General features: G+C 40.6%; 24 protein-coding genes. 4 read left to right on the plus strand and 20 right to left on the minus strand.

The genetic code is table 11. The features are described from left to right. Positions 1-11: 11 nt before the first annotated feature. From E2K93_RS03130 to rppH, 3 genes are all read right to left on the minus strand, one after another. Positions 12-803, minus strand: a complete 792-nt coding sequence (locus E2K93_RS03130; RefSeq protein WP_135437690.1) for a sulfite exporter TauE/SafE family protein — start codon at positions 801-803, stop codon at positions 12-14. Positions 804-904: 101 nt separating this feature from the next. Continuing rightward, positions 905-3,166: a phosphoenolpyruvate--protein phosphotransferase gene (gene ptsP, locus E2K93_RS03135; RefSeq protein ID WP_135437691.1), complete on the minus strand. Its 2,262-nt coding sequence runs from the start codon at positions 3,164-3,166 to the stop codon at positions 905-907. A gap of 206 nt (positions 3,167-3,372) precedes the next feature. Further along, the gene (rppH, locus tag E2K93_RS03140; RefSeq protein WP_135437692.1) at positions 3,373-3,939 is read right to left on the minus strand and encodes an RNA pyrophosphohydrolase; all 567 of its coding nucleotides are present in this window, start codon (positions 3,937-3,939) and stop codon (positions 3,373-3,375) included. A gap of 137 nt (positions 3,940-4,076) precedes the next feature. Between rppH and mutH the strand changes: the two genes are divergently transcribed. Further along, on the plus strand, positions 4,077-4,748 hold the full coding sequence (gene mutH, locus E2K93_RS03145; protein ID WP_135437693.1) for a DNA mismatch repair endonuclease MutH: 672 nt from the start codon (positions 4,077-4,079) through the stop codon (positions 4,746-4,748). Between the two features lie 19 nt (positions 4,749-4,767). Here the strand turns inward: mutH and E2K93_RS03150 are convergent, their stop codons facing one another. From E2K93_RS03150 to E2K93_RS03220, 15 genes are read right to left on the minus strand one after another with little or no spacing between them, the layout of a single operon-like run. Beyond that, positions 4,768-5,664 carry a D-hexose-6-phosphate mutarotase gene (locus E2K93_RS03150; RefSeq protein ID WP_189637840.1) on the minus strand — a complete coding sequence of 299 codons (897 nt, stop codon included), beginning with the start codon at positions 5,662-5,664 and terminating at the stop codon, positions 4,768-4,770. A 20-nt stretch (positions 5,665-5,684) separates the two neighbouring features. Continuing rightward, positions 5,685-6,788: a tetratricopeptide repeat protein gene (locus tag E2K93_RS03155; RefSeq protein ID WP_135437695.1), complete on the minus strand. Its 1,104-nt coding sequence runs from the start codon at positions 6,786-6,788 to the stop codon at positions 5,685-5,687. A gap of 20 nt (positions 6,789-6,808) precedes the next feature. Continuing rightward, positions 6,809-7,777, minus strand: a complete 969-nt coding sequence (locus tag E2K93_RS03160) for a type II secretion system F family protein (protein ID WP_135437696.1) — start codon at positions 7,775-7,777, stop codon at positions 6,809-6,811. A gap of 1 nt (position 7,778) precedes the next feature. Further along, on the minus strand, positions 7,779-8,744 hold the full coding sequence (locus tag E2K93_RS03165; protein ID WP_135437697.1) for a type II secretion system F family protein: 966 nt from the start codon (positions 8,742-8,744) through the stop codon (positions 7,779-7,781). A gap of 9 nt (positions 8,745-8,753) precedes the next feature. After that, on the minus strand, positions 8,754-10,070 hold the full coding sequence (locus tag E2K93_RS03170) for a CpaF family protein (protein ID WP_135437698.1): 1,317 nt from the start codon (positions 10,068-10,070) through the stop codon (positions 8,754-8,756). Beyond that, positions 10,071-11,318: an AAA family ATPase gene (locus E2K93_RS03175; RefSeq protein WP_135437699.1), complete on the minus strand. Its 1,248-nt coding sequence runs from the start codon at positions 11,316-11,318 to the stop codon at positions 10,071-10,073. It abuts the gene before it with no gap. Positions 11,319-11,370: 52 nt separating this feature from the next. Continuing rightward, positions 11,371-11,862 carry a TadE/TadG family type IV pilus assembly protein gene (locus tag E2K93_RS03180; protein WP_135437700.1) on the minus strand — a complete coding sequence of 164 codons (492 nt, stop codon included), beginning with the start codon at positions 11,860-11,862 and terminating at the stop codon, positions 11,371-11,373. 1 nt (position 11,863) lies between these two features. Then, on the minus strand, positions 11,864-12,343 hold the full coding sequence (locus E2K93_RS03185) for a TadE/TadG family type IV pilus assembly protein (RefSeq protein WP_135437701.1): 480 nt from the start codon (positions 12,341-12,343) through the stop codon (positions 11,864-11,866). After that, positions 12,340-13,689: a TadE/TadG family type IV pilus assembly protein gene (locus E2K93_RS03190; protein WP_135437702.1), complete on the minus strand. Its 1,350-nt coding sequence runs from the start codon at positions 13,687-13,689 to the stop codon at positions 12,340-12,342. The genes E2K93_RS03185 and E2K93_RS03190 overlap by 4 nt, the downstream gene beginning before the upstream one ends. Positions 13,690-13,725: 36 nt before the next feature. Continuing rightward, a complete protein-coding gene (locus tag E2K93_RS03195; RefSeq protein ID WP_135437703.1) occupies positions 13,726-13,989 on the minus strand; it encodes a hypothetical protein in 264 nt (87 codons plus the stop codon). Beyond that, complete coding sequence (locus tag E2K93_RS03200) at positions 13,989-15,461, minus strand: type II and III secretion system protein family protein (RefSeq protein WP_135437704.1); 1,473 nt, start codon at positions 15,459-15,461, stop codon at positions 13,989-13,991. Before E2K93_RS03200 ends, E2K93_RS03195 begins: the two co-directional genes overlap by 1 nt. Positions 15,462-15,479: 18 nt before the next feature. Continuing rightward, on the minus strand, positions 15,480-16,289 hold the full coding sequence (cpaB, locus tag E2K93_RS03205) for a Flp pilus assembly protein CpaB (protein ID WP_135437705.1): 810 nt from the start codon (positions 16,287-16,289) through the stop codon (positions 15,480-15,482). A gap of 23 nt (positions 16,290-16,312) precedes the next feature. After that, a complete protein-coding gene (locus E2K93_RS03210) occupies positions 16,313-17,833 on the minus strand; it encodes an AAA family ATPase (protein ID WP_228445466.1) in 1,521 nt (506 codons plus the stop codon). Between the two features lie 2 nt (positions 17,834-17,835). Continuing rightward, a complete protein-coding gene (locus tag E2K93_RS03215; RefSeq protein ID WP_135437706.1) occupies positions 17,836-18,402 on the minus strand; it encodes an A24 family peptidase in 567 nt (188 codons plus the stop codon). A 25-nt stretch (positions 18,403-18,427) separates the two neighbouring features. Further along, positions 18,428-18,625, minus strand: a complete 198-nt coding sequence (locus tag E2K93_RS03220; protein WP_135437707.1) for a Flp family type IVb pilin — start codon at positions 18,623-18,625, stop codon at positions 18,428-18,430. Between the two features lie 305 nt (positions 18,626-18,930). On the opposite strand from E2K93_RS03220, the gene E2K93_RS03225 reads away from it, so the two are divergent. Continuing rightward, positions 18,931-19,209 (plus strand): hypothetical protein, encoded by a 279-nt coding sequence (locus E2K93_RS03225; protein WP_135437708.1) that lies wholly within the window; start codon positions 18,931-18,933, stop codon positions 19,207-19,209. 3 nt (positions 19,210-19,212) lie between these two features. Continuing rightward, entirely contained in the window at positions 19,213-21,216 is a 2,004-nt protein-coding gene (locus tag E2K93_RS03230) for a sulfatase-like hydrolase/transferase (protein ID WP_135437709.1), read from the plus strand. A 356-nt stretch (positions 21,217-21,572) separates the two neighbouring features. Here E2K93_RS03230 and E2K93_RS03235 read toward each other — a convergent pair whose 3' ends face one another. Then, the gene (locus E2K93_RS03235) at positions 21,573-23,174 is read right to left on the minus strand and encodes a L,D-transpeptidase family protein (protein ID WP_189637842.1); all 1,602 of its coding nucleotides are present in this window, start codon (positions 23,172-23,174) and stop codon (positions 21,573-21,575) included. Further along, complete coding sequence (locus E2K93_RS03240; RefSeq protein WP_135437711.1) at positions 23,161-24,024, minus strand: helix-turn-helix domain-containing protein; 864 nt, start codon at positions 24,022-24,024, stop codon at positions 23,161-23,163. Before E2K93_RS03240 ends, E2K93_RS03235 begins: the two co-directional genes overlap by 14 nt. Positions 24,025-24,242: 218 nt before the next feature. Here E2K93_RS03240 and E2K93_RS03245 point away from each other — a divergent pair, with 218 nt between their 5' ends. Further along, positions 24,243-24,983 carry a DUF1461 domain-containing protein gene (locus tag E2K93_RS03245; RefSeq protein WP_135437712.1) on the plus strand — a complete coding sequence of 247 codons (741 nt, stop codon included), beginning with the start codon at positions 24,243-24,245 and terminating at the stop codon, positions 24,981-24,983. Positions 24,984-25,034: the final 51 nt, after the last annotated feature.

Raw genomic sequence — 25,034 nt, forward strand, 5'->3', positions numbered from 1 at the left:
GACAATCCGTTTTAAAACATCATTTTTATTGCCACTAATATCAAGAATGCGGCAAAAACTTTTTTTATTGTTTTCACTGGCAAGCGGTTGGCAAGTTTCACTCCATATCGAGCGAGTATTGTCGACGTTGACGCAATACCGAGTACCGCAGGCCAATAGATATATCCTAAGCTCCAATCAGGTAAATTAGGATTTCCAAGACCTGCTATCATAAACGCCATTGTGCCAAAAAGCGACACTATCATGCCACATGCAGTGGAAATACCTATCGCATGCAATAAATTCATGCCGCAATAGGTCAAAAAAGGGATTAAAACGGCGCCACCACTGATGCCCATTAAGCTTGAAATAACACCCGTGAACGCTGAAACCGCTTTTAACACTCTTTTAGACGGCAGGTCACGTTGCACTGTTTGCCTTATCGATAACAACATATACGTCGCCAGCACGATGACAAAACTGGCAAATAACCAAGTCAAGGTTTTTGCCGGTAACAAGTCCGCCAGGTTGGCACCAATCACCGCACCAATTGCGACAAAGATCATTAGCTTCTTAGTGAGGCGCCATGGAATGTTACCGAGTTTATGATGATTGAATGCGGCCATAGATGAGGTAACCACAATCGACGCCAAAGAGCTGGCTAATGCAATTGGCATGACAATTTCTTTGGCAACACCAAACTTCGGTAACAGCATGACCAATGCCGGCACAATAACCAAGCCACCACCAATACCAAGCAAGCCAGCAAGAAACCCTACTAGCGTGCCTATTAACATGCATACTAAAAATACCGAAAGAAACATTTTGTCTTTTAATTTTTGTGAAGACCTAAATCGACTGTAAAGCCAAAACCCGGTCTATATTATTGGCTTTGTTGGCTGATACGCAATAGCACCGTATAAGTCTATTTACCAGCGCGAACGAAACCACCTAAGCCCAGTAATTCCAACTGATCATTTAGGTAGTTATGAACCTCATCGGACGTATTATACATGAGGCATTGAGTTAATATTTGTTGTGATTGCTCGTAACTGACGTTACGAATGACCCACTTTATTTTAGGGATATTATGAGAGCTCATGCTCAGTTTATCATATCCCATGGCCATTAATAACAAAGCACCGCCAGGGTCACTTGCCAACTCGCCACATAAACTAAGCTCTATCAAACTCAGTTGAGCTTGTTCGGCAATATGGTTTAGGGCTCTTAACACGGCTGGATGATAGGTATCGTATAACACAGAAACCCGAGCATTGTTTCGATCAACCGCCAGTAAGTACTGGGTTAAATCGTTACTGCCTACACTAAAAAAATCGACTTTCTCTGCAAGTTCTTTGAGCTGAAAAATCACCGACGGAACTTCAATCATGATACCGATTTTAGGTTTTGCTACCGTCTGTGTTGTTTCATTGGAAATCTCATAATACGCTTGATTAATCAAGCGTATAGCATCATCCACTTCATTTAAACTGGACACCATTGGCAACATAATTTCCAAATTTCCCTGACCAATATTGGCTGCTAGCATGGCACGAACTTGCACCAAAAATATCTCAGGGTGATCTAGGGTTACGCGAATTCCACGCCATCCCAAAAACGGATTATCTTCTTTAATTGGAAAGTATGACAACGCTTTGTCACCGCCAATATCCAAGGTTCGCATCACCACGGGTTGACGTTGAAACGACTCTAATACTGTTTTGTACCAACAAATTTGTTCTTGTTCCGATGGAAAACAGTTACGTTCCATAAATGGAATTTCAGTACGATACAGACCAATACCAACCGCACCATTTTTCATCGACTCGTTAAACTCAGTGCTTAAGCCCGCGTTCAGTAATAACTCGATTGAACGACCGTCTTGGGTTACCGCCGGCAGGTTAACCACTTGCGCAACGATTTGCTGCAGCTCTTGCTCTTCTTTAACTAAATGGCAATATTCATTTAATATTGCCTCATCCGGGGATAAATAGATTTCCCCTGAGTAGCCATCGATAACCGCCTGTTTGTCAGAAAACAAACTCAATGGAATATTACCTACAGCAACAATAGCAGGAAAGCCTAGAGCTCTTGCCAATATAACCGCATGCGAGCTGGTTGAACCTTGTAAGGAAACGATGGCTTTCAAGCTTTTATCTTGATACTCAGCTAACAAGGAGACAGTGACTTCTTCTGCCACTAAGATCATCTGTTCGGGAAAATGTACCCTTGATGAGGTTTCCTGCTGCAAGTGATACAACACTCGGTTGCCCAAGTCTTTAATATCGGTGGCTCTTTCACGAATATAAGCGTCGTCCACCGCTTCAAATTGCACCACATATTGTTCTATGACCAGTTTTAAGGCACTTTCAGCGGACCAACCTTGAGCAATTTTCTCGGTTATTTCTTCACCTAAACTTGCGCTTTCTAGCATGTGACGATACATCTCAAAGATATCTAAAGTATCTTCGGGGATCGCCCCTTGCATACGCTCACTCATGTTCATTAAATCGTCACGAGTTTGTCGCACGGCACCATAAAACAACGATAATTGCTGTTCCTTGTTGTCGCTTTTGCGCAAACTGATGCCACTTAACTGAGCTTTGGGGTAGCTAACATATAAATTACCAATGGCTAAGCCAGGTGACGCTGGCACACCTTGAATAAATTGGCGATTTTGCTGATGTTTACTTCGGCTGAGTATTTCTTTGCTTTCGATGTTGGCGATAACAACGGCAAGTTGTGCAGCGAGCGTCACTAAAAACGCTTCTTCATTTTCGTTAAATTGTCGTGATTGACGTTGCTGAACGGAAATAATACCTAACACTTTGCGTTGGTGAATTATCGGCGTCCCCATAAACGCATTTAAATCTTCTTCTTTAACTTCAGGCGCATGCTTAAAGCGAGGGTGAAATTGCGCGTTGGCAATATTAATAGGTTCCTCACGTTGCCCGACTAAACCGACAAGCCCCTCAGAAAACCCTATAGAGGTGTGCCCCAGTGACGCTTGCGCCAAACCATCGGATGCCATTAACAGAAAATGTTGTTGTTGATAATCGGCAAGGTAGATGGAGCAACAGTCGGTTTTTAGCGCCTGCTTGACATCGGCTACCATATTGCCCAGAGCTTTATTTAACTCGGGTTCCTGGGTAAAAGCCAAAACAATGCGACGCAGTGTGGTTAACATATTCTCTCTTAAAGAAATGATTGACGCTGATACAGCAGCGCCCCAACGACAGGGGATTATAATAATTAGACCGTAAGTATAAACTAATTTGCTTGTTATTTAAAATCAGCGACTTACCAACGAGTACCTGTAAAGCCAGCATACAGATACAAAAAAACCACGACAGGCGTGGTTTTTCTTTATTGCGGCAAAGTAACTACTTTAGACTAACTTTTTGCTTTACGACGGCGGTGGTTTCTTCGTTGATTATGGCCTTTTCTTGGCTTACTCGATCTAAAATCACTATTTTCGTACTGCCCTTTCGGTAACGCTATTGGCGAAAACTCTTTCATCACTCGACGATAGACATCGCGCTTAAATGATACAACTTGTCGTACTGGATACCAGTAACTTACCCATCGCCAGTCATCAAATTCGGGATGAGAGGAATGCAACAAGTCAACATCTTCATCAGCGCAAGTGAGCTTTAATAAAAACCATTTTTGCTTTTGACCAATACATACAGGGTTGCTGTCGTGTCTGATCAAGCGTTTCGGTAATCGATATTTTAACCAATGCTTAGACGTTGCTATGACTTCTACTTGGTGTGGCTTTAAGCCAACTTCTTCATATAATTCACGAAACATGGTTTGTTCAGCTGATTCACCTTCATCGACACCACCTTGCGGAAACTGCCATGAATGCTGATTATAGCGTCTGGCCCAAAACACCTGGCCTTTACCATTTGTAATTACTATGCCGACGTTGGCTCTAAAGCCTTCGGCATCAATCACGTGAACTCCCGTTCAATTCTACGTTGTTAAATTGATTGTTCCACAAACTTCACTTTGGAGCAAATAAACGGAGAAATAATTTCTATTTTAACTAATTCACGACATAATAAGCGAAAATAGTTTAATCAAAACGAGTCATGACTAGGATCCCAAGTAGCGAACATCAACTTATGAAAACTGCGCAAAGCATCGCTGGGTTTTCATTAGGTGATTTAGCCGAGCAGCATAAGGTTGCCGTCCCTGAAAGTCTCAATCGAGAAAAAGGTTGGATTGGCTTACTGCTCGAAAAAGTATTAGGCGCACATGCCGGTTCAAGACCATTACCTGACTTCCCAGAATTAGGTATCGAATTAAAAACTTTGCCTATTAATGACCAAGGAAAACCTTTAGAAACAACCTTCGTTTGTGTCGCCCCACTTACCGGCATCACCGGTGAAACTTGGGAAACCAGTCATATTCGCAACAAGCTCAACAAAGTCTTATGGGTACCGATTATTTCCGAGCGGCATATCCCAATTGCTGAGCGCATCGTTTGCACACCTTTTTTATGGCAAGCGAGCCAAGAACAAGAACAATTATTAAAAGACGATTGGCAAGAACTGACCGATATGATTGCCATGGGAGAAGTCGAGAAAATAAATGGCAGCTATGGGCAAGTGATGCAACTTAGACCCAAAGCGGCAAATTCAAAAGCAAAAACTCAAGCATTTGATAAGCACGGAAAACCATTTATGACTCTACCTAGAGGTTTTTATTTAAAAACCTCATTTACCCAGCAAATACTGCTCGATAATTTACGAGTGGGATAGCACTAATCTCTCGTGTTATTTAGATATTGTAAACCTGAATCTCTTGGCTAAGTTCTATAGACTTTCCAGGTTCGACGGTAAGCCAATTGGTGTTTGCCGCTTCTAGACAAACAAACTCATTCTCTCCACCTTGGTGCACATCCGCCATAGTTGATGCCGTGGCTTTGCCTGGGTTCCATAATACCCATTGCGGGCAATTGGACTTTTTAATTTCGATAGCACGTTTCCAGTGTTTATCAAAAATTGTCGCTGAAGAATTGCAATGATAAATTCTATCAATCGGCCCAACACAGTCAAACACATCGCTTGGTGTGCATTTTAGGTGAGAACTTATTTTGTCATCATAGAAATGATTATTCAAAACAGGTACGGCAACGTATTTAGGGTCACTGACACCAAAATAACTGTGCAAAGCACCATTAAAACGAAATGCTTTATCACCGGTATTGGTGACATCTAATGATTGCTGTAATGAACTTGAGATCACAATACGTTGCGTTAGTTGATATTTAAATGGCCAAATATTCTGGCTTTGCTCGCCCGCTAGTACTAATGTAAGCACAACGTCATCTTGGTTGATGTGATATTCTGCTAACGACCACTGTGATGTTCTGGCAAACCCATGATTGCCACCACCTTCTAAAGCGCCAAACCAAGGCCAACACAGTGGAACCCCACCTCTTATTGCCTCTGCCTGGTCATATTTCGCTTTTTTGCTCAGCCAAAAAACCTCTTGCTGACCGTTAGGTTGCCAACTTAAAATTTGACCACCATGCAACGACAATGATGCCTCAAATCTTTCGTGGCTAATGTCTATTAATGTGATGCTGTCAGATAACACTCGAGCATTTATCGAGCCATAATTATTGCTATCTAACACGCGAATTGATGGATTGCTTTGCTTCTCTGCTATCAAGGTTTTCTCTATAGAGTCATTTATTGACTCGTTTCTATAACAGTCGTATCAATGCTTGCTGCAACTTGATTGCCTGTTTCTGTACTCAATGAAACAGATTCGGATACCTTATCTTGAGTTAACGACAACGACTGTTCTTGCTGTAATTGCATATCACGTTTTTTCATCTCAACCTTTTCTAAATTTATATTGGCTTTTTCGAAATAACGTGGTGATAAATCTATTGCTTTTTTAAAGAAATATTCCGCTTCATCTATACGCCCTTCGAGAAGGACAAAATAGCCTAAGTCATTGTAAGCATCGTGCTCCGGCATGACTTGTTTGAAGGTTTTAATGGCTCGATTATATTGACCTTTGCGAGCATATACCAGCCCCAAGTTAGTCCAACCTCGCTTAAACTGATTATTACTGTTTATGGCCTTTTTAAAATACTTTTCGGCTAATACTAAATCACCCGTAAGGTAATAGGAGTAACCAATGTTGGACAAAATATTCGCTGACTTGGCGTTAATTTTGAGCGCCAGATTATAATAGGTACGTGCGAGTTCGAAGTTTCGATCCATATCTTCTATCACACCGGTTACATTGTATGCATCGACGGGGGATTCAGTATCTGGCACAAAATAGCCCATTTCTTTAACTGCACCGAGTTCTTCTAAGCGTTTCTGATCTTGTAAAATAGCTTGTAACAGATGGGTTTTACCTAACTCAAAATTACCATTTTCAACTTCAATAATGCCCAACGCTTGATGGGCAAAAACCATACTGTTGTCGTTAAGTAATGCTTCTCGATATGCTCTAACCGCGATCTTGTGATTACCTTGTCTATCGTGGATGCGAGCGATTCGATAGAGAACATCTGCATTATCTGGCTGATATTCTAAGCACTGAATATAATAATATAAGGCTTGGTCTGTATCCCCTGAGCGTTCAGAGCTCAGAGCGAATTCAAATGCTTTCTCAAAGGTCTCGGTGGTTAAATGGGTATTCGTTTTCCCTTCACCAAATAAATCTTGTCTCGCATATTGCTGCATTGATGTCGGCTGCTCTTCCGTGGTTTGACACGCCGAAACAAACAAGGCCACCATTGGAACCAGCATTATTCTTAGTATTTTTATATGCATACGCACTCCAGTTACGCGGTTTAAAACGCTTTATCCCAAACGCTCATTACTTTCAATATAGCAGGTCCTACGGCAACAATAAAAAACGATGGCCAAATACAAAATAACATAGGGAACAGCATCTTAGTACCAAGCTTGGCCGCTTTCTCTTCTGCAGCCTGCAAACGCTTATCACGGTATTCATCGGCATAAACACGTAACGTATCGGCAATTCCCGTACCCAAACGCAAACTTTGGACAATAACAGAATTAAGACCGCGAATATCTTCTAAACCCGTACGTTCAGAGAATTCATGCAACGCATCTTGCATCGAATAGCCTACCCGCACTTTACGGCACACTAAGGCAAGTTCATGCGATAACTCGGGGTGTGAGAACTCCATCTCTTTACTGACCCTTTGAAAGGCTTCAAGTAAGCCAAGGCCTGACTCACAACAAACAACAAGCAAATCCAATGCATCAGGAAAAAACTTGCGCAAACCATTCATACGCTTATTGGCTAAATGAGTGAGCACCAGACCTGGTGCGATATAACCAAGACCAACAATCATCGCCACCACATAAAACGACATGGTTGAAGACATATTGGGTAAATATTGCAATGCCGCGAGTGATGCTGCGCCGGCAATTAGCAGTAAAAACAACTTAATCGCATTATAAATTTTTAGTGCGCTTTCGTTATGGTAACCGGCGTGGATAAGCAATTTTTTACTTTCGCTATCGCCGCCCATTCTTGAAGGTAACCAAGATGATTTATCCAACCCCTGTTCTAACGACTTAGAAAATCCTTCCTGTTTGGTGAAATTTTGTTTCTCACCAGTTTTTAGCCTTTCAAGTTGAATTTTAATTGGTGAATAAACACCAGAAACAAACAGGCTGATAGCCGCAGCGAGAGTCACACCGGCAAGTCCTGTTACTGCATAGAAAATAGCTTGAACCGTTGCCGGGTCATCGGTATATTCGCGAATTAAAGACAGTAAATAATCCATATTAAAGCTCTATCTGTATTAGTTTGCTGATCCACCAAATACCTATCATCATGCTGACAAGACCAAATTTAAGTAAATCGATGCCTTCTTCTGAAGCGACTAGCTGTGTTAAGTAGCCAGGCGAGACGATATGCAACATAGCAAAAAGTAAAAACGGGGTCAGAACAAGTATCCAAGCTGATAATCGTCCTTCCGCTGACATAGTTTTAACCTTACGTTTAAAACCAAATCGTTGTCTAATAACACGAGATAAGGTTTCTATTTTTTCAGCAAGGTTACCACCGGTTTCTTTTTGAATACTTACGGCGCTAGCAAACGCCATAGCAGATGTAATAGGTACTCGGCCAACGAAGTTGTATAATGCCGTTTTAACATCATTACCAAAATTAATTTGATGGAACATCAAGTTGAATTCATAAGCGAGTTCACCGCGTGACTCTTCACAAACCAGCTTTAAAGCTTCCGAAAATGCGTAACCCGCTTGCAAGCCACGCTTTAACACATCTAAAGCTTCTGGAAATTGCTCTTCGATTTTTTCAAAACGCTTGGTGATATCGCGATTGAGCTTGACCATAGATGCAAAACTAATGATTGCAGCAACCACCAATAAAAAGAGCCAGTCTCGAGTAAACAACCATACTAACGGGGAGACCAAGGCAATGATCGTTATTACAATTAAGATATACTGATGGCCAAATAACTTTGAGCCGCCCATTTCTAATTTAGAGGTTATATCGCCAACAAACGTCTCGCTTTCAACATAGCGTAACATCGGGGATAATTTTTCTAGGCGCTTGGCTTTGATTAAATCAAGTTGCGCATCCGCTGAATCTGAAAGATCTTTCAGTTTCGTTTTCAGCATTTTTGTTTTTGCCCGTTGCGGGCTGTAAACGGATACTAATAACGTCTGCGACATAAAAATCACAGCGCCAAATATCAGCAACAGGAATGTTAATTCATTACTCATACCTGTCTCCTAAAAATTAATGGTTTCGATATCAACACCAAAAACAGAGTGTGGTAAATCAATACCTTTCATCAATATCTGTTTATGGAAATTTGGCACAACACCGGTCGCTTTAAACTCACCAATGATGTCTCCTGATTCAGTCTTTCCTCGACGTTGGAAGGTAAATATCTCAGACATGGTAATGACATCGCCCTCCATACCATTAATCTCAGACACACTGGTTATACGTCGCTTACCATCTTCCTGTCGTTGCAATTGCACCACTAAATCTATGGCGGAAGCTATTTGCGCTCTAATATTGTGAACCGGCATATCAATGCCACCCATACAAACCATATTTTCCAAGCGACTTAATGCATCTCGTGGACTGTTAGCATGCAAGGTTGTCAGTGAGCCTTCATGACCGGTATTCATAGCTGCCAGCATATCAATCGCTTCGGCACCACGTACCTCACCGATAACAATGCGGTCTGGACGCATACGCAAACAGTTTTTCACCAAATCACGCTGCATCACTTCACCTACACCTTCAATATTAGCAACGCGTGTTTCTAGTCGAACAACGTGGGGTTGTTGCAGCTGCAATTCGGCAGAATCTTCGATGGTGATAATGCGTTCGTCTGACGGAATGTAGCCAGATAAGATATTAAGCAAGGTAGTTTTACCACTACCAGTACCACCCGAAATCAATATATTTAATTTGCCATGTACGGCAGCCTGAATCAGTTTGCCTATTTCTTCACTCATTGAACGATATTCAACAAGTTGGTGCGCTCTAAGTTTTTCAACGGTAAATCGACGAATGGACAGTGAAGGGCCATCTAAGGCAAGAGGAGGTATGATGGCGTTTACTCGAGAACCGTCTTTAAGTCTTGCATCAACCATTGGTGATGACTCATCTATGCGACGGCCAACACCTGATACAATACGATCGATAATATTAAGCAAATGAGAGTTATCATAAAATTGCACAGGAACACGTTCTAATTTACCGTGCCTCTCGACAAAAATATTATCAAAGCTATTCACCAAAATATCTGAAATTGTTGGATCAGCAAATAACGTCTCTAATGGCCCTAACCCTAAAATCTCATCAATAATTAACTTAATGATTTTTTGACGAACCGACAAATTTAATGGTCTAGAGGTTTCATTGAGTAAATGATTACACGCTTCGGTTATTTGCTCCTCAGCATTAGCTGAATCCATGGTTTCTAACACCGACAAGTCCATCATTTTGATCAACTGTGTGTATAGTTCTTGTTTTATATCTAAATCTTGAGCACTTAAACTCTCGAAATAGTTTTCTGCGACCATTTCCATTTATTTATCCCTCTTTAAAAATGACCAAAAGCTTCCAGAAGAGTCTTTTTCCATAAATTCAACTGGTGTTGCTTGCGCAATAGCATTGCGTAAGTTTTGTTCGATAACTTTTGAACTTGACAACTCTCTCACGGTTTTTGCGAGATCGGTACATGAATTAGCAAATTGATGATCATTCTCAATTGCATACACAGCATCGATTCCGGTAGCCTCAGCGACATCTTTGTCACTAATACTGCTGTACTTGCTTGAGTAACGATTTAGTAAGATAGATATTTTTGCCTTTGGTATTCCTAGTCTTTCTATCAGTTGTTTAACGAGTGCTTTGGCTTCTCGAATACTCACGATATTTTGTTGTACAACAATGAAAATCGCATCTGATACGTCGAGTATATTGAACGAAAATGCTTCCAAGCCTCTAGATAAGTCGGTGATCAAATAAGAATAGTCACTGCGAATTTTGTAAATCAGCTGCGATAATTGCCCATGATCTATGTCGCTTAATTCATTAATTTGCGAGAACGACTTTACCGGCAATAAACTCAAGTTATCACGATGGCACATCATTGACTTAATCGCTGTAGAGTCAAGCTCATCAACATCTTGTAAGGCTTGATCTAAGTAATATTCGGGGGTAAAGCCCATGCTATCTGCCAATGTACCAAACTGAAGATCACCATCAACTACCGCAACCGTTGCATCTTCAGCAATAATTTGCGCCATGCAATTGGTGATAAAACTGGCGCCACTGCCCGCTTTACCATTAATGACTGAAATAATCGGTGCGAGTTCAGCTTGACTAAACAGTTCATCGCTGACTTTTTTGATGGTGTTGAATGCTTCTTGTTCAAATTCAGTCATTGATAAAACATCATGAACTTTAAGAGAAATCGCCTGTTTCATGATATCTTGTGACAGGTTTTCGGCGATTAAAACAATTGGAAAGCCCGCTTTTCCTGCTCGTTCAAGATTGCTTTTGGTTTCGATATCATCGCCGGTATGAGTAATAAAAACTAATTGATAATCTTTTTTAATAAAGTTCAATTTGCTTTCAAATGTCACTCTTAAGTTTTTTATCTGCTGCAAAAAGCTTTCTGTTGTCGCTTGTAAATTAGGATCAGCACAAACAAATAGTGATTCGATTAATACAGGTAAAGACATTTTCGATTTTTCCTTCATCACTTCTGGTTGGCTTGAGTCCGTGTTGTTTTCTTGCCAATCAAATAATTTACGTACTTTATGTTCCATAGCATCCTCAGTATTCAAATTCTTAGATAAGCAGTATCCGATCCCCTGCTGTCTAACATGTTGTGTAACCCCAGCGCGTGGCTCCCAAGCTTTCAGCAGGCAATGTAGCGCTAAAAGTTGGTGAGTTAAGAGTTATAAAAAAGCCAGGTATTAATAATTCATGTTGGTAATTGACAATTTCAGCACGCACTAAATGCGTGGTAGATAGACTTGATGCTGCAGTACCGTTACGATTTAAATAAAAAATTCGTATATTTGCTGCACTAAGATTTGGAATAAGATTGTCAATTCCAGCAATAGCTGAACTGGTTACATTAGCAGGTGGAGATGTAACAGCAGGAATTGTAGAGATATCACTCGTATCTGTAAGTAAATTACACACAGTTGCCACTCTTGCTGCTCGCCTGGATACTTCAGTCAACACATTCCAAGTAAACAATAACCTTGAAATTTCCATTGCCGAAAAAAACAGCAGTAAAAATACGCTACCTACTATAGCGAACTCTACGGTGTACATTCCTTTGTTATTTTTTTTCAGCAACATATTAAAGTACCCGCATTGTGTAACGAACAACCAAAGGAAATGACATATCGATAGTATTTCCCGAAACGAATAGCGGTAGCTCGGTAAAGATCAGCGGTTGCCAATCATAAGTAACCGTTAGCGTTACAAACTCCCCCTCATCACCAACCGCATCAACAAAAACAAAGTCATCTAATGCTAAATTGGGCAATAAGGTGCCACTAGACGTTATTCCACCATATATGGCGATAGATTTAGATTCATCAGCTATCCCAACCGTTGTAACATTACCTGTTGAGCCATCTCTGGCATCATTTATGGCATAACGCAAAGCGTCTCTGGTGATATGGTTTAAAGCGTTGTACTGATATAAAAGTCGCGAAAACTCCGCCACAACAAAGGTAAAAAACAGTAATAATGGAAGAATTAGCGTGAACTCAATCGCCGCCAAACCTAATTGACGTTTTTTCGTAGATAGTTTTCTACCAGGTGAGCGGATCATGAAGTAGTGCTCCCTGGAACATGGTATAGTACGATAGTGTAAGGGCCAGGATTGTCCTCAGCAATTCCAGATGGCGTCCCAGTTCCTGAGCACACGGAATTAAACTCGCCGACAACATAAGCTTCATTACCTGTATGCTGAACTTGCTGGGTTAAAAAGAAACAACCAAAGCCCAAGAAATCGACGGTATTAGCCCCATTTATAGAGCTATCACCGCAATCACCGATGACCACTCGAATCTCACGCCTCAATGGTTTGATAGCATCATTTTCCGTCGAATCAGGGAGAAAATTGCCGTCCAAAATCGTTTTTGAGGATGTACAAGACTCCGTTGCATGATCATCAAGGTAATTTTGATAAGTATAATAGTCATTGCTAACTACACCTGTATCAGGATCAGTAACCGTTGGTATGACTACTTCTCCATCATCGTCAAAGCCTATTAGATTTCCTTCACAAGTATTTTGATCTCGAGGGTAGGCGTTCTCGTCGCCTTTCATGGTACCGTGATAAGAACCAAAACGAGTATTAAGGCCATCCGCTACTGGGCCAACGACATTGCCAGGCTGAGTAGGTACACTTTCATTATCAACCCCTGGCGAGAAACATGTATATTCGCTGGAATCGGCTCCTGCCATAGCATAACGCAAATCATTGGCGCCGCTAAGGCCATCAAGTTCTATCAACTGAAAGTTACCTGGACCGACCGGTGAATTAGGGTCAGAATCAATTTTCAAAGCCTGTAATTGACCAGCACCTAAACCAAAATTTGTTTCCGCAGTTTGCGTTGAATCGCCACATATCATCATGGGTACCAAATCATTTGAACAAAACGTGATAGCGGTACTCGGCCCAGCCACTGCAGATGCTGAGATTTGTTTGTCTAATCCAAACATTCCCGCAAAGTAGCTATTTAGCCCCACATTGCTAACCCGCACTAACACATAACGCGCACTGGCATCGGTGACACTGGCAAATGGATCTGGTCGTTGTGAAAACTCAACCGTTAATTGCGCAGTAATCGTGCTGGTTGATAACACTGAGTCTGATGATGGTAAGGTAGCAACGCCATCGTTTATCTCAAATGCATCACCGTGCGCTAAATTAGCTTGCAACATTTCTACAGCTGCAGAACGGGCGTCAGCATGGTTGCCGCCGGTATCAAGCGTTTTTGCAGCATGCAATGCTGCAGCATCAACATAGTTTTGAAGGCGATTTTTATTAAGGAGAATATGCCCACCATCAAGAGCTAAAGCTGCCATACCAATGATAACCACAATGCCTAAGGTGAATAACACCAAAATGTTACCCTTTTGCTTATCAACCGATTTACTTCGACCTAACATTATTCACCTCCATCTTTAAATAAACTAACCCTCTATTTACTTACCACCGATGGCAGCAGCACTTGTATTGGTTCGACCTTCTTTAGGTGCATAAATAGAATTTTTATACGCTTCGATAACTTTTTTACCATAATCCGCATCGAGTTCATTTACGATGCCGTTGTTGTTTTCGGGAGCCATAGGATCAAGGATTTGCATTTCATTGATCTTTGCATAACTACCTGAAATCGGATATTCAGGAATGGTACTGCAGCCGCTAAAAACAGCCGTTGTTGACAACAATATAAGGAAATTTTTCATTATTCTCCGCCTTCTGTTTGTAGTTCGTGACCATAAGATGATTGGGTACCGCCATTATCTGGCAACATGTCATCACTACTATCGTCCATTTCATTTGGTGCAACATCTAAGCTTTCCGGCTCTTCTTTTTGGGTCATTTTACCAAGCAAATAAAACTCTAAATCGTTGGCTGGTACAAACCCTTCAGTAGGCAAAACAACACCCTTTTTATTGAACGGACGAACCAGTCGAGGCGTAACCATAATCACCAGCTCTGTTTGTGATTTTTGAAATTCCTGACTCTTAAATAGTTGCCCCAAAATTGGTATATCACCTAAACCTGGAATCTTATCTACCGTTTCACGCAAGGTATCACTAATTAAGCCACCAATAGCGATGGTTTGACCGTCGCCTAACTCAACAGTGGTTGACGTCGAGCGTTTGACAATAGACGGAATAGCAAAACGTGAATTGGTGCCTTCAGGTGCAAGTGACACCGCCGCAGCAGTACTCAGCTCACTGACCAATACATTCAAATTAAGGTTTATTTTTCCGGAATCTAGAACTGTTGGGACGAAACTTACACCAACACCAAAATCTCGGTATTGAATTGTTGTACCGTTATCACTTCCGCCAGGAACTGGAATGGGAAATTCACCACCAGATAAGAATTCTGCTTTTTGGCCACTTAATGCGGTGATATTCGGCTCAGCAAGTATTTTCGCTAGACCGTGTTGTTTGGCGACATCGAAGGCAAATTGAAATAACATATCGCCATCAAGGTAGCTCCCAAAAAAGCCTTGAGTTAGTGCCGGGCCAACATCTAATGCGTCCAAAAAATCCCCACCTGAAATAACACCGCCTGTGCCATCTGACCCATCGAATGCTAATAACATTTTAGAATCAAGCTTTCTCGCGATTTCACTTTGCACTTCTGCAACCGTCACTTCCAACATCACTTGATGGCCACCGCCTACACTTAGCATGTTGAGAACTTCACTTTTTTTACCACCTACAGCCGACGCAGACTCGGCGTAAGCTCTAGCAAGTTCATACGCTTGATCCATTTTCGCTAGTGACGTTGATTGGCCACTCAATACAAGTTGACCTTGTGAGCTTTCGACACCAATATCTTCTTTCGGCAAGTAATCGTGGAATTTTTTTCTTAAACTGTTTAAATCGTGGGTCACTTGCAAATTAATGACATCAATTAATTCATCATTTTCATCCCATAGCATCACATTGGTGGTACCTAACGCTTTACCCAGCACGTATAATTCATCACTTCGTAAGATCAGGATATCGGCAATTTGTGGATTACCGATAGAGATCCGTTGAATATCACCTTTCACTTTTAAGCTATCAGACTTAAAAATAGGCACAGTGACCACGTCATCGTCTTTTTTAAATGGACCGCCTGCATATGCGTTGTCTACTGCGATACTACTTAATATCAGCATAATAAACGGTACTACGATTAGTTTTATATTCATTGTTATAGTCCTAATTGTTTAGTTGGTGGTTTGCACCGTTTCTCGCTTAACTCCCTTAATAACCTCTACTTTTCTGCGAGAATCTACTGAGGCTATTACTTTTGGCTTTTCTGTTTCAGGCTCTGGTTCAGCGTTAACTTCTGCTATCTGCGGTTGAGCCTCTTCAGGTATAACGTTTTTAGACTCGTCATTCGGGTTGCGCAACGCTAATTGCAGGCTACCTTGATTACGCGAGCTGAGCAGAACTTCAGCTTGCATCAAATCCACTTCAACGGTCACTGCGCGAACAATTTTCGGTTGGTTCTCATCAGATGAAGCACGTTGATCTATCGCCAAAATCTTAATATTTTCTAAGACAACCTCGGTTTGCACAGCACCTGTACGAGTTGATGTCATTAATACATCGACCCGGTTACCCGGTAGAATAAAACCAGCAACACCAACAACATCATTAACTCGAATGGTTATGGCACGCATATTAGGCGCAATTAAGCTTGCTAATGCACTACCTGCCCCCTTTTTGGCAACGCGTTCTTGACGAACCACTTCATTAGGAAATAACGGACTTTTAACAACTAAACCAATGACTTCAGCGGTTTTAGCAAAAGCGTTTTCAGGAACCAGATTATCGGATACCTGCATGACTTTTACATGCTTGGCTTCGATAATCGTTCCGACAGGAATTGGTGTCGTAACAACCACTGTCGCTTTCTTACCGGCTTCTATATTTCCGAGTTTGTTAGCATCCAACCAATCTTGCGCAATAAATACCGCTGCGACACCAAAGGCCAGTGATAAAAGAATAAATATCAGTACATTTTTGTTCATATTTTTGCTCCCATTTATATTCGTTATTCGCTAACGAAATAGCTTGTCCAGGCAAAGTTTAATAGCTCGTTATTTACGTTATTTTGGAGCCCTCGATATTTGACCTGATCACTGATGATGGAGAGTAAGTCTCTTGGGTAACATGGCAAATACGGTTTGCCGTGCGTTTTGTGTAGTTGGTTAACAAGATATTCAAATGACGATTCATCACTTATCAAGTCAAATTTGATGCATTCCTCATCCCATATCACTTTATAATGAGCGACGGATAATTCTTCGAATTCTATTTTGTAGCCTAACCGACGTAGAAAAGCGTCATCAACCAAGTCGGTTGGTGATAAGTTGGTGGAGAACAACATAATCAATTCGAATGGGATCTCGAAATGCGCACCAGACTGCAACGATAAAAAGTCTCTTCGCTCTTCCAAAGGCACAATCCAACGGTTGAATAATTGTTTTGCGGAAATTCGTTGGCGACCAAGATCATCTAACAGCAAAATACCGTTATTGGCTGTTAGTTGCAGAGGCGCTTTATAGGTTTTGTTTTGCTGATCAAATCTTACTTCAAGCATTTCAGCATCTAATTCACCACCGGTGACAACGAGCGGTCTTTGACATAATACCCATCTTGGGTCGAAGCCTTGCTTTAGGCTTAACACGCCATTCTTTGGCTCAGCTGGGCTCATGTCGACTTTTTTGTGAATCTCTGGATCGTAAACTCGTATAATCTCGCCGTTTACTTCTATCGCGTACGGAATAAGCACCTCATCACCAAAGACCATATTTAAATGACGACAGAAATAACTCTTACCTGTTCCCGGTGCGCCATAAATAAGCACGGGTTTAAAAGAATTTAGTGAAGGGCCTACTTTTTCTAAAAGATCATCTGAGAATGTCAGTTTAGAAAAGACATTTAACAGCAAATCTTTAGTGATCAGTTTTTGTCGGCTAGATTGTTTGCTAGCTATCTCAGAGTATTGTTTCAGAGGCACCGGCGCAGGGCCTTGATAGCCTGCTTTGGCGAGAGATTTTTCGGCTGCCATCTCACCTATGTGGCTTAACCCATATCGCATCTGGTTGTTTTGAATTTGATGGTTCTCAACAAGCTTTTTATGTTTAGCGACTTCAACCAGTGTTTGTAATATGCCACCCGATAAGCAAGTGATATCGGCAAGCTGTCTAATAGTACACACGCCATTGTTATATAGAGCTTTTATCAATATTTCTAGCAATACTTTTTCAGATAAGCCGGTATCGCTAAAATCTTTAGGCCGAGGCGCGAGAGCTGCAAGTCTTTGCTCTTGGCTGTTTAAATCGCTATGGATTGCTTGCTGTTCCGTACTGCTGTGAATTGTGAGTGCATCACTTGTCTGTTCATTAATGCTTATCGCTTTATTAATAAGCGATACATCGGATGGTGATTGACTAATTGCCCCATCTCCCTGTTTGCTATGAGATTCAGCTTGAGCAGGTGCGAGTTCTGCCACAGGTTTTGACTCCTCGGCTTTGGTCTCTTTCTTCCTGCCAAAATTAAATAATCCCATACTTAAATCCCTACTTGATACCGAAGCGCTGAGACAACCATCATGACTTCCGTATTTTGACTGCAAGCAATAACCCAACCAACCGCTAATGCGGGCGCGTAAGGTACTTTAAGCTTCATAAATTCATTATCATTGCTTGCAATAAATTGTCGTAAATAAAGGCAACGTATGTAATGTCTAACAATTGCCGTTAATCGTTTAAAACCTAACTTATATAGGGCGAAGGCGATGCTGGTAAAAAAACCAATAACCATGCCATAACCTAGGGTTAGTAAAAAAAATTCGATATTCATCATACTAGCCACGGCCATCATCATTTTAACGTCTCCAGCACCTAATGCTCGAAGTGCGAAGAAGGGAAATAAAATGATAAATGCGAGTCCTACGCAAAGAAGGCCCTCAAATAACCCTGCGCTGCCTTTATGTAACAGTTGCAAGACCAATCCGAGAATAAGAGCGACTAGGCATAATAAATTAGGGATGCGTCGAAAACGTAAATCCGTATAAAAGGAAATAGCAAAGACAACAAATATCGTTATCATCATGGCTAACTTTACGTAATCGAGCATCTCTGTAGACCTTGATATTAAGGTTTTACTGAGTACAGTCGCCTGACGCACCGCCAACCGCACTGGTTAGACAGTCAATCGTGCCACTTACTGCGGTACCTAGTTGTGAAAACGCTACGACTAGTGAGCCAGCTACAAGTGCACCTGCAATTGCGTACTCAACAGTTGTTAAACCACTTTCGTCCTCTATGAAGTTTTTCATTAACTCTTTAAACTTAATCATCTTTTCATCTCCTGAAATTAATTCAGCAAGGACGTCAACCTCTCAATCCTTGCGGTTTATATGTAACTGTTTTATGCACAGTGACAATGACTAAGACTAGAGGCAATTTTAGGTTTCGCTTAACACAGGATTGCATTGTTTGACATCAAATTGCGAAGTTAGCACAAATCCACCTACCTTCGTTGCCAAAAACTTATCCTGATTACTAATCTAAATGACTAATAGCTCACGTCGAATTTTCTCAATGCATTTTGAGAAATGCCGAACTCTAAACGTGGTATGGATGTAAGAAGAGGAGATAACTAGTGAGACAAAAAAACATATGGTCAGGGATACTATTGACATCCTCATTGGCTATGCTCTGGGGACCTATCGTCTATTTTGGCCATCAAAATTATTCTTTTAAAGAGATAATTTTTGCAGAAGACAAGGACCTTAACGTCGCAGCTCAAAAATATATCAATTCAGGACAATGGCCTTCTGCGCGCAAAGAAAGCAAACTCATTTCCGATTTCGAAAAATTCAATATTCAAAAAGCGGATTCGAGTAAAGAGCCTGAACAGGAAAATAAAATAAAAGAATAAAAAATGATTACGATTAAAAGAACTTACTTCAGAACATTAGCCCTTATATTGCTATTTACGGTTTTTTGCTTGGCCTTTAGGAGTACACTGCAGCCAATTTCTGAATTTTCTATTCTCACCTTACTTTCCAATGAAAAAGTAAGAAAACTATTGAATCCGGCCTTAATTCAAGAAGTCGGTATTTTCACATTAGTGTTACTTGTGGTGCATTTCGTCTGGGCTTATATCATTACCGTTTCTTGTAAGGTGTTTTTTAAACGCATCGAAAATGATTCGTATAAAACACTAGCGTGGTTAAATATATGTTCGCTTCACTTCCTTTGTGTTATTGCATTTAATTCATACGTTAGCCCTACGTCACTATTGGGAATTCTAAGAACGTCCTGGTTATCCTCTATCGCATTTAATGTCTTTTTGATCTCTACTGTTAGCGCTTTATTTCTCTATAATCTATATAAATATCACTCTAAAAAATCTGTTTTAATATGGACTACAGCCGTTGTTTTAGCCTGTTCTCCGCCTCTATTTATTACTAATGAAAATCAACATATCGCTGAACAAAAACCGAATGTCATTATCATTGGTGTCGACGGCTTGCGACCCGACCATTTGACCTACAGAAACTTTAAACATGACTTGATGCCCAATCTTAACAACTTTCTCGATAACTCAGTCATTTACGATAAAACCTATACGGTCTTCCCGCGAACCTATGTTTCTTGGTTGAGCCTATTAAAGAGTCAATATCCGATATCTCATGGTGGTCGATTTAACCTGACACCTGACCCATTAGTTAGTAAAGACATACCATTTCTTGATACCTTGAAAGATGAAGACTACAACACAATTTGGGCGCTCGATGAGAGACGATTTAATATAATAGATGAGAGTTATGGTTTTGATAATGTTGTTGGCCCTAAAATGGGTATTGCCGACACTTTAATAAATACCGCCTCTGATTTACCTCTTATTAACGTCCTTATTAACACCAGATTTGGCTACTATTTTTTACCTTATATAAACATGAACAGAGCGGTAGGCAGAACATTTTCACCAGAATCGTTTAACGATGCTGCGCTAGAGCAGTTATCACCAACTCAATCAAACTTTCTTGCTATCCATTTTTGTATGCTGCATTGGCCATATACCTCGAAAAACTTCATTAATGTCAAGGAAGAGTTATGGGATGGCAACCATGCCCATTTCATGTATAAATCATTACTTCCGCAAGTGGACGCGCAATTTTCAGATTTATTACAAAAGTTAAAGCAGAAAGGCTATTTGGATAATGCCATTTTGTATGTGATGTCAGATCATGGTGATAGCTTCAATTTAAAAGAAGACCGAATGACAACGGCGTTAGAGCACGTACGTCCGACATCATATGGTCACGGCACCAATGTACTCGATCAGACTCAATCGGAAATACTTCTCGCCTATGCGGAGTATAAAAATGGTCGAAACGTCACAAAACCAGAAGTGTATAAAGGATTATTTTCTAATCTCGACATAGTGCCGACCATTGGCTCACAACTCGATATACAGATTGAAGGCACACAAGGTGTTGTCCTGCCTTCGAGCACCCCATCTCCACATGATAGTAATTTTGTCTTTGTCGAGTCATCACTGCCCATGAAAAACCTTAATACCAGTGAAATTGACGCTAAAAGTGTGATCAGTGAATCTGTTGATCATTACACTGTAAACGATGACGGTAACCTAGTGCTTAAAAGTGAGTCATATACAGACTTTCTAACCAAAATTCACCGTTCCATTTATCATCAGAAATGGCAATTGGCGCACTTACCAGAGTTTGATGAGTTTGTCGTTGTTGATTTAGAGAAAAAGCATGTGTCCTCAATTAAGGAGCATGAGGATAATGATGTCATCCTTAGTATGAAAGATAAATTTTGCAAGCACTATGCAAAGGATATTGAGGTTAGTTTACCTAATTTGTGCCTAGTAACGGAAATAAATGACGTAGCTCAAGGGGACTTGAATGAGTGACGATATTTTTTAGTCAATATTTTGTATTTATTTAATATTAGCGGCGTCTTAAGCTAGCTCTATTTTTGATATTAGTTATGAAATGGATCATCATGGGAATATGTGAGATTGCACATCAACCTGCTACTGTAGAGCAATGGCAACGATTGTTTTTTAAACCTTCACAACATCAAGTGCTAGACTCTGACTTAGAACCTAGCTTAAAACAGCGCGCTCAATCTTTGCATAATAGACTGTTATCCAAAGCCCTATTCTAAGCTGTACCCTATTCTAAGCTGTACCCTATTCTAAGCTATACCCTATTCTATGCTGTGCCCATTCTAAGCTGTGAGAGCCAAAGTAGCTTCGTATTGGTGTTAAGAACCTTCTGGGCTATTCAATCGGCTTTTCAGTAGCGAAGGTACGCTATCATTAGCAAACACTAGCCTTGGAATATTGATCACATGATGCTCATCTTTATTGTAGATATCTGGCAATAACTGCAGCTCACCTTGCTCATTAATCCATGCCGTTTGATAGGTAATAAGTACCGGAATGGGCTGTTCAAGTCTAAAGTGTGCTGTTTTGCCAGAATGTAACGCTGATTGCGTTCGTGTTGATGATATATTTTCATCATACTCGCTTAACGTGTTCGCTAAAAATGCCGCATCTTCTAAGCGTATGCAACCATGACTTAATGCTCTGTGCTTTAAATTAAACGCCGATTTTGCCGGTGTATCATGCAAATAAACCGAGTGGTCATTAGGAATATTAAATCGATAATACCCTAGCGCATTGTTGTCACCTGGTGATTGAACCAAGCGATATTCCTTTAGCATAGAAGGAATATCGATATTGGGTTTATCAATTTGTTTTGCTTGAGGTGAACTCCCTGTTCCTTTTAATAATTGAAAGTTCTGTCGTTTCAAAGACAAATAATCTTTCTTATATTCAGGCAGTAAGTCGTTGCGGATGATATTCCAAGTTGGTGTCCATGTTGGATTAACCGTTAAACGATTGATTTCAGTAACCATTGTTGGGGTTTGATTATCACTTTTGCCTACGACCACCTTCATTTCAAAAGCATTAGAGCCAGAGTCCTTCATAAACAATTTATAGCCGGGAATGTTGACTAATATATAGCGATTCGGCTCTGATTTAGGGTATGCGAACCAGCGCCATAAATTCATTTGTAACTGTTTAACGCGTTGCTCTGGGGTAATAGATAACTGTTCAAATGTCTTCGGGCCTAACCGACCATCAGCCACTAATGAATGGCGTTGTTGGAATCGTTTTAGCGCAGCAATAACGACCGAATCAAACACATCTTGGCGCTGTCTGGTTTGTGCCTTTTTAGGCAAATCGCCTAAATAAACTAAAGCCTGTCGTATTGCTTTCACTTTAGGGTGGCTTTGCCCCAATTTTGGGTAAAAGCTTACATCAACGGCGGGCCATTTTTTTCGTTGTAAATGTCTAAATTTGCTAATGTACTTTCGTAGTAAGCTCACTTGATCGTAATTAGGGATCATCGACCAAAGTAGCTCACCTTCACGCTTTTGTTGCAGCGCTTGCAATAAGAGATCCTCAGAATCTACTTCTGTACCATACAAATGCGCCGATAAATCGATTAGCTTCAACATCCCCAAGGTTAAATTCGCATCGGCATTCAAGATGTTTTTAGACGCAACATCAGTGGTAACGCTCGTATTCAGCCAACCTAAATCTAGCAACAATTTTTGCAACTCAATGCCAGTTAACGTTGCCTGCCCATCTTTAAACCAAGCGTAATCATGCTGTAAGGTATTTAAAAATTGTTGGTGCTGAATTTCCGGCAGCCAATTAACATCGCTAGAACGATTGTATGCGGCACCGCTGTTTGAAATGATTATATCAATGGATTGTGCGTTTGACGTAAAAATGGCGCACAAAAACAACAGTGCGCCAAGACTAATACGTCTGATATTTTTAAAATGAGGCATGCTTCTTAACTGGCTTTCTCTCTGGTATGGCATAACTGTCCGCTGGCAATAATTCTGCGCGAAGGCGCTGATATCTTATATAAGTATTGCTCAACGTTACCGATCTGTCTCCCTGGGCGAAGGCATTTGGTGTCAGATTAAAATGTTCTTTAAAATTACGGCTAAAATGCGAAGGGTTAGCAAAGCCTAAACTGTAGGCAATCGTTGTTATCGACTGTTTATTGTCGTTCAGCAATCGCTCTCCTTCTTCAAGGCGTCTGCACAATAAATAATGACTATAAGTTAACCCGCAGTAATCTTTAAACATGTGGCACAAACGACTTGGACTCAAATGGATATCATCGGATAAATCTTGTAGCGATGGACCTTTAACAAAATCTCTTTCGACAATATCTAACAATGAAGACACAGGGTCGTCTCGATTAAAGCGAATACTACTGATATCTTCTTTTTTGCTTTGCGTACGACATTGAATTGACGTTTTAGAACTTAAATTGTCGGTAAAATCTAGTTCATCATTGGGTGAAAACGGAAACATATAGACATTTGCAACACCAATATTAATGGCCTGATGTAATAATGGTATGGATACCGAAGTGGTCGCAATATAAAGTAGGGACTGAGGAAAATTGGTTTTAAGAAACTGTATATTGTGCAGGTGAATTGTAGTTGTGTAGTCCATCACATACACAATAGCCTGCGGCTCCAGCTCGTTTGCTAAAGCTTCTAATCGTTCCATAGAACTCACAACATTTATGTCACATATTTGTGACAGGACTTGGCTACACTCCGATGTTAAAACCAGATCAAACCCAACCAGCAACAGTCCGCTTGCATTATCATTATTCACTTTTTTAGTCCCTTTTCATCCCTGCACCGGTAACATTCCCGGACGTCACCAACTCCGTGCCCTATTAAGAAAGCTAGAACTGCTTATTAAATTTGTCAAATTTCCTGACACTTTAATAAAATAAATATGTAACTTTTGTTGTCATTTAAAGTGAAATCATTGGTCATTGTTTGTTAATCTAGCTATATACACGCGGTTATTTACACAAAACAACAACAATGACTAAACATTCAAAAAAATCACCATACTATTCAGCGCTTTGGTTATTTAAAAGCATTAGCTTAATCATTGTCTGCCTTGGATTTAGCTGGATAATTAATAGCAACCTGAACTTTACCTACTCTGTATGGTACGAGCTGCTTGATATCGACCAACATATCGCAACGTACGCGCCACAGAACAAATTTGGTAAACAAGACTTTGCTAACACCGAAAAAGCGCAACATGTAGAGCTTTTTGCCAGAGTGGTTGAGTCGATAAATAATAGCGGCGAAGGACTTGATGCCATACAGTATCAAGTGAATGGACAAAACAAAGCGCTGTATACCAACAGTGAAGTTGTGCATTTACAAGATGTCAGTAATCTTGTCGATAAATTAACCCTTATGTGCATTGTCGTTTTATTGTTTTTCGTGTTGTTGCAATACCTTTGTATCGCCAAACCCTACAAAACACCGAGCGCTAAGATACGCTTAATCACCAGTAGCAGTTTTGTTCTTGGCATCGTTTTATTGTTTGCGATTATCGGCTTTCGAGACATTTTTTACTATCTGCACACGGTGGTATTCCCAGATGAACATCAATGGTTTTTTTATTATCAAGAGTCTTTGATGAGTACAGCTATGAAAGCCCCTGATTTATTTGCCGCTTTGGCTATAAACCTGGTCGTTGTGGCAGCAATCGTTTTTGTGTTGATCAATCACGGCCTGAAAAAGTTTGAAGGTTTACGAGAACAGTAGGCATTCAAACGATTAGTTAAACATTTCTGAGTTACAATTCATCGCAAAATG

This window comes from Thalassotalea sp. HSM 43 (genome assembly GCF_004752005.1).
GTDB lineage: Bacteria > Pseudomonadota > Gammaproteobacteria > Enterobacterales > Alteromonadaceae > Thalassotalea_A.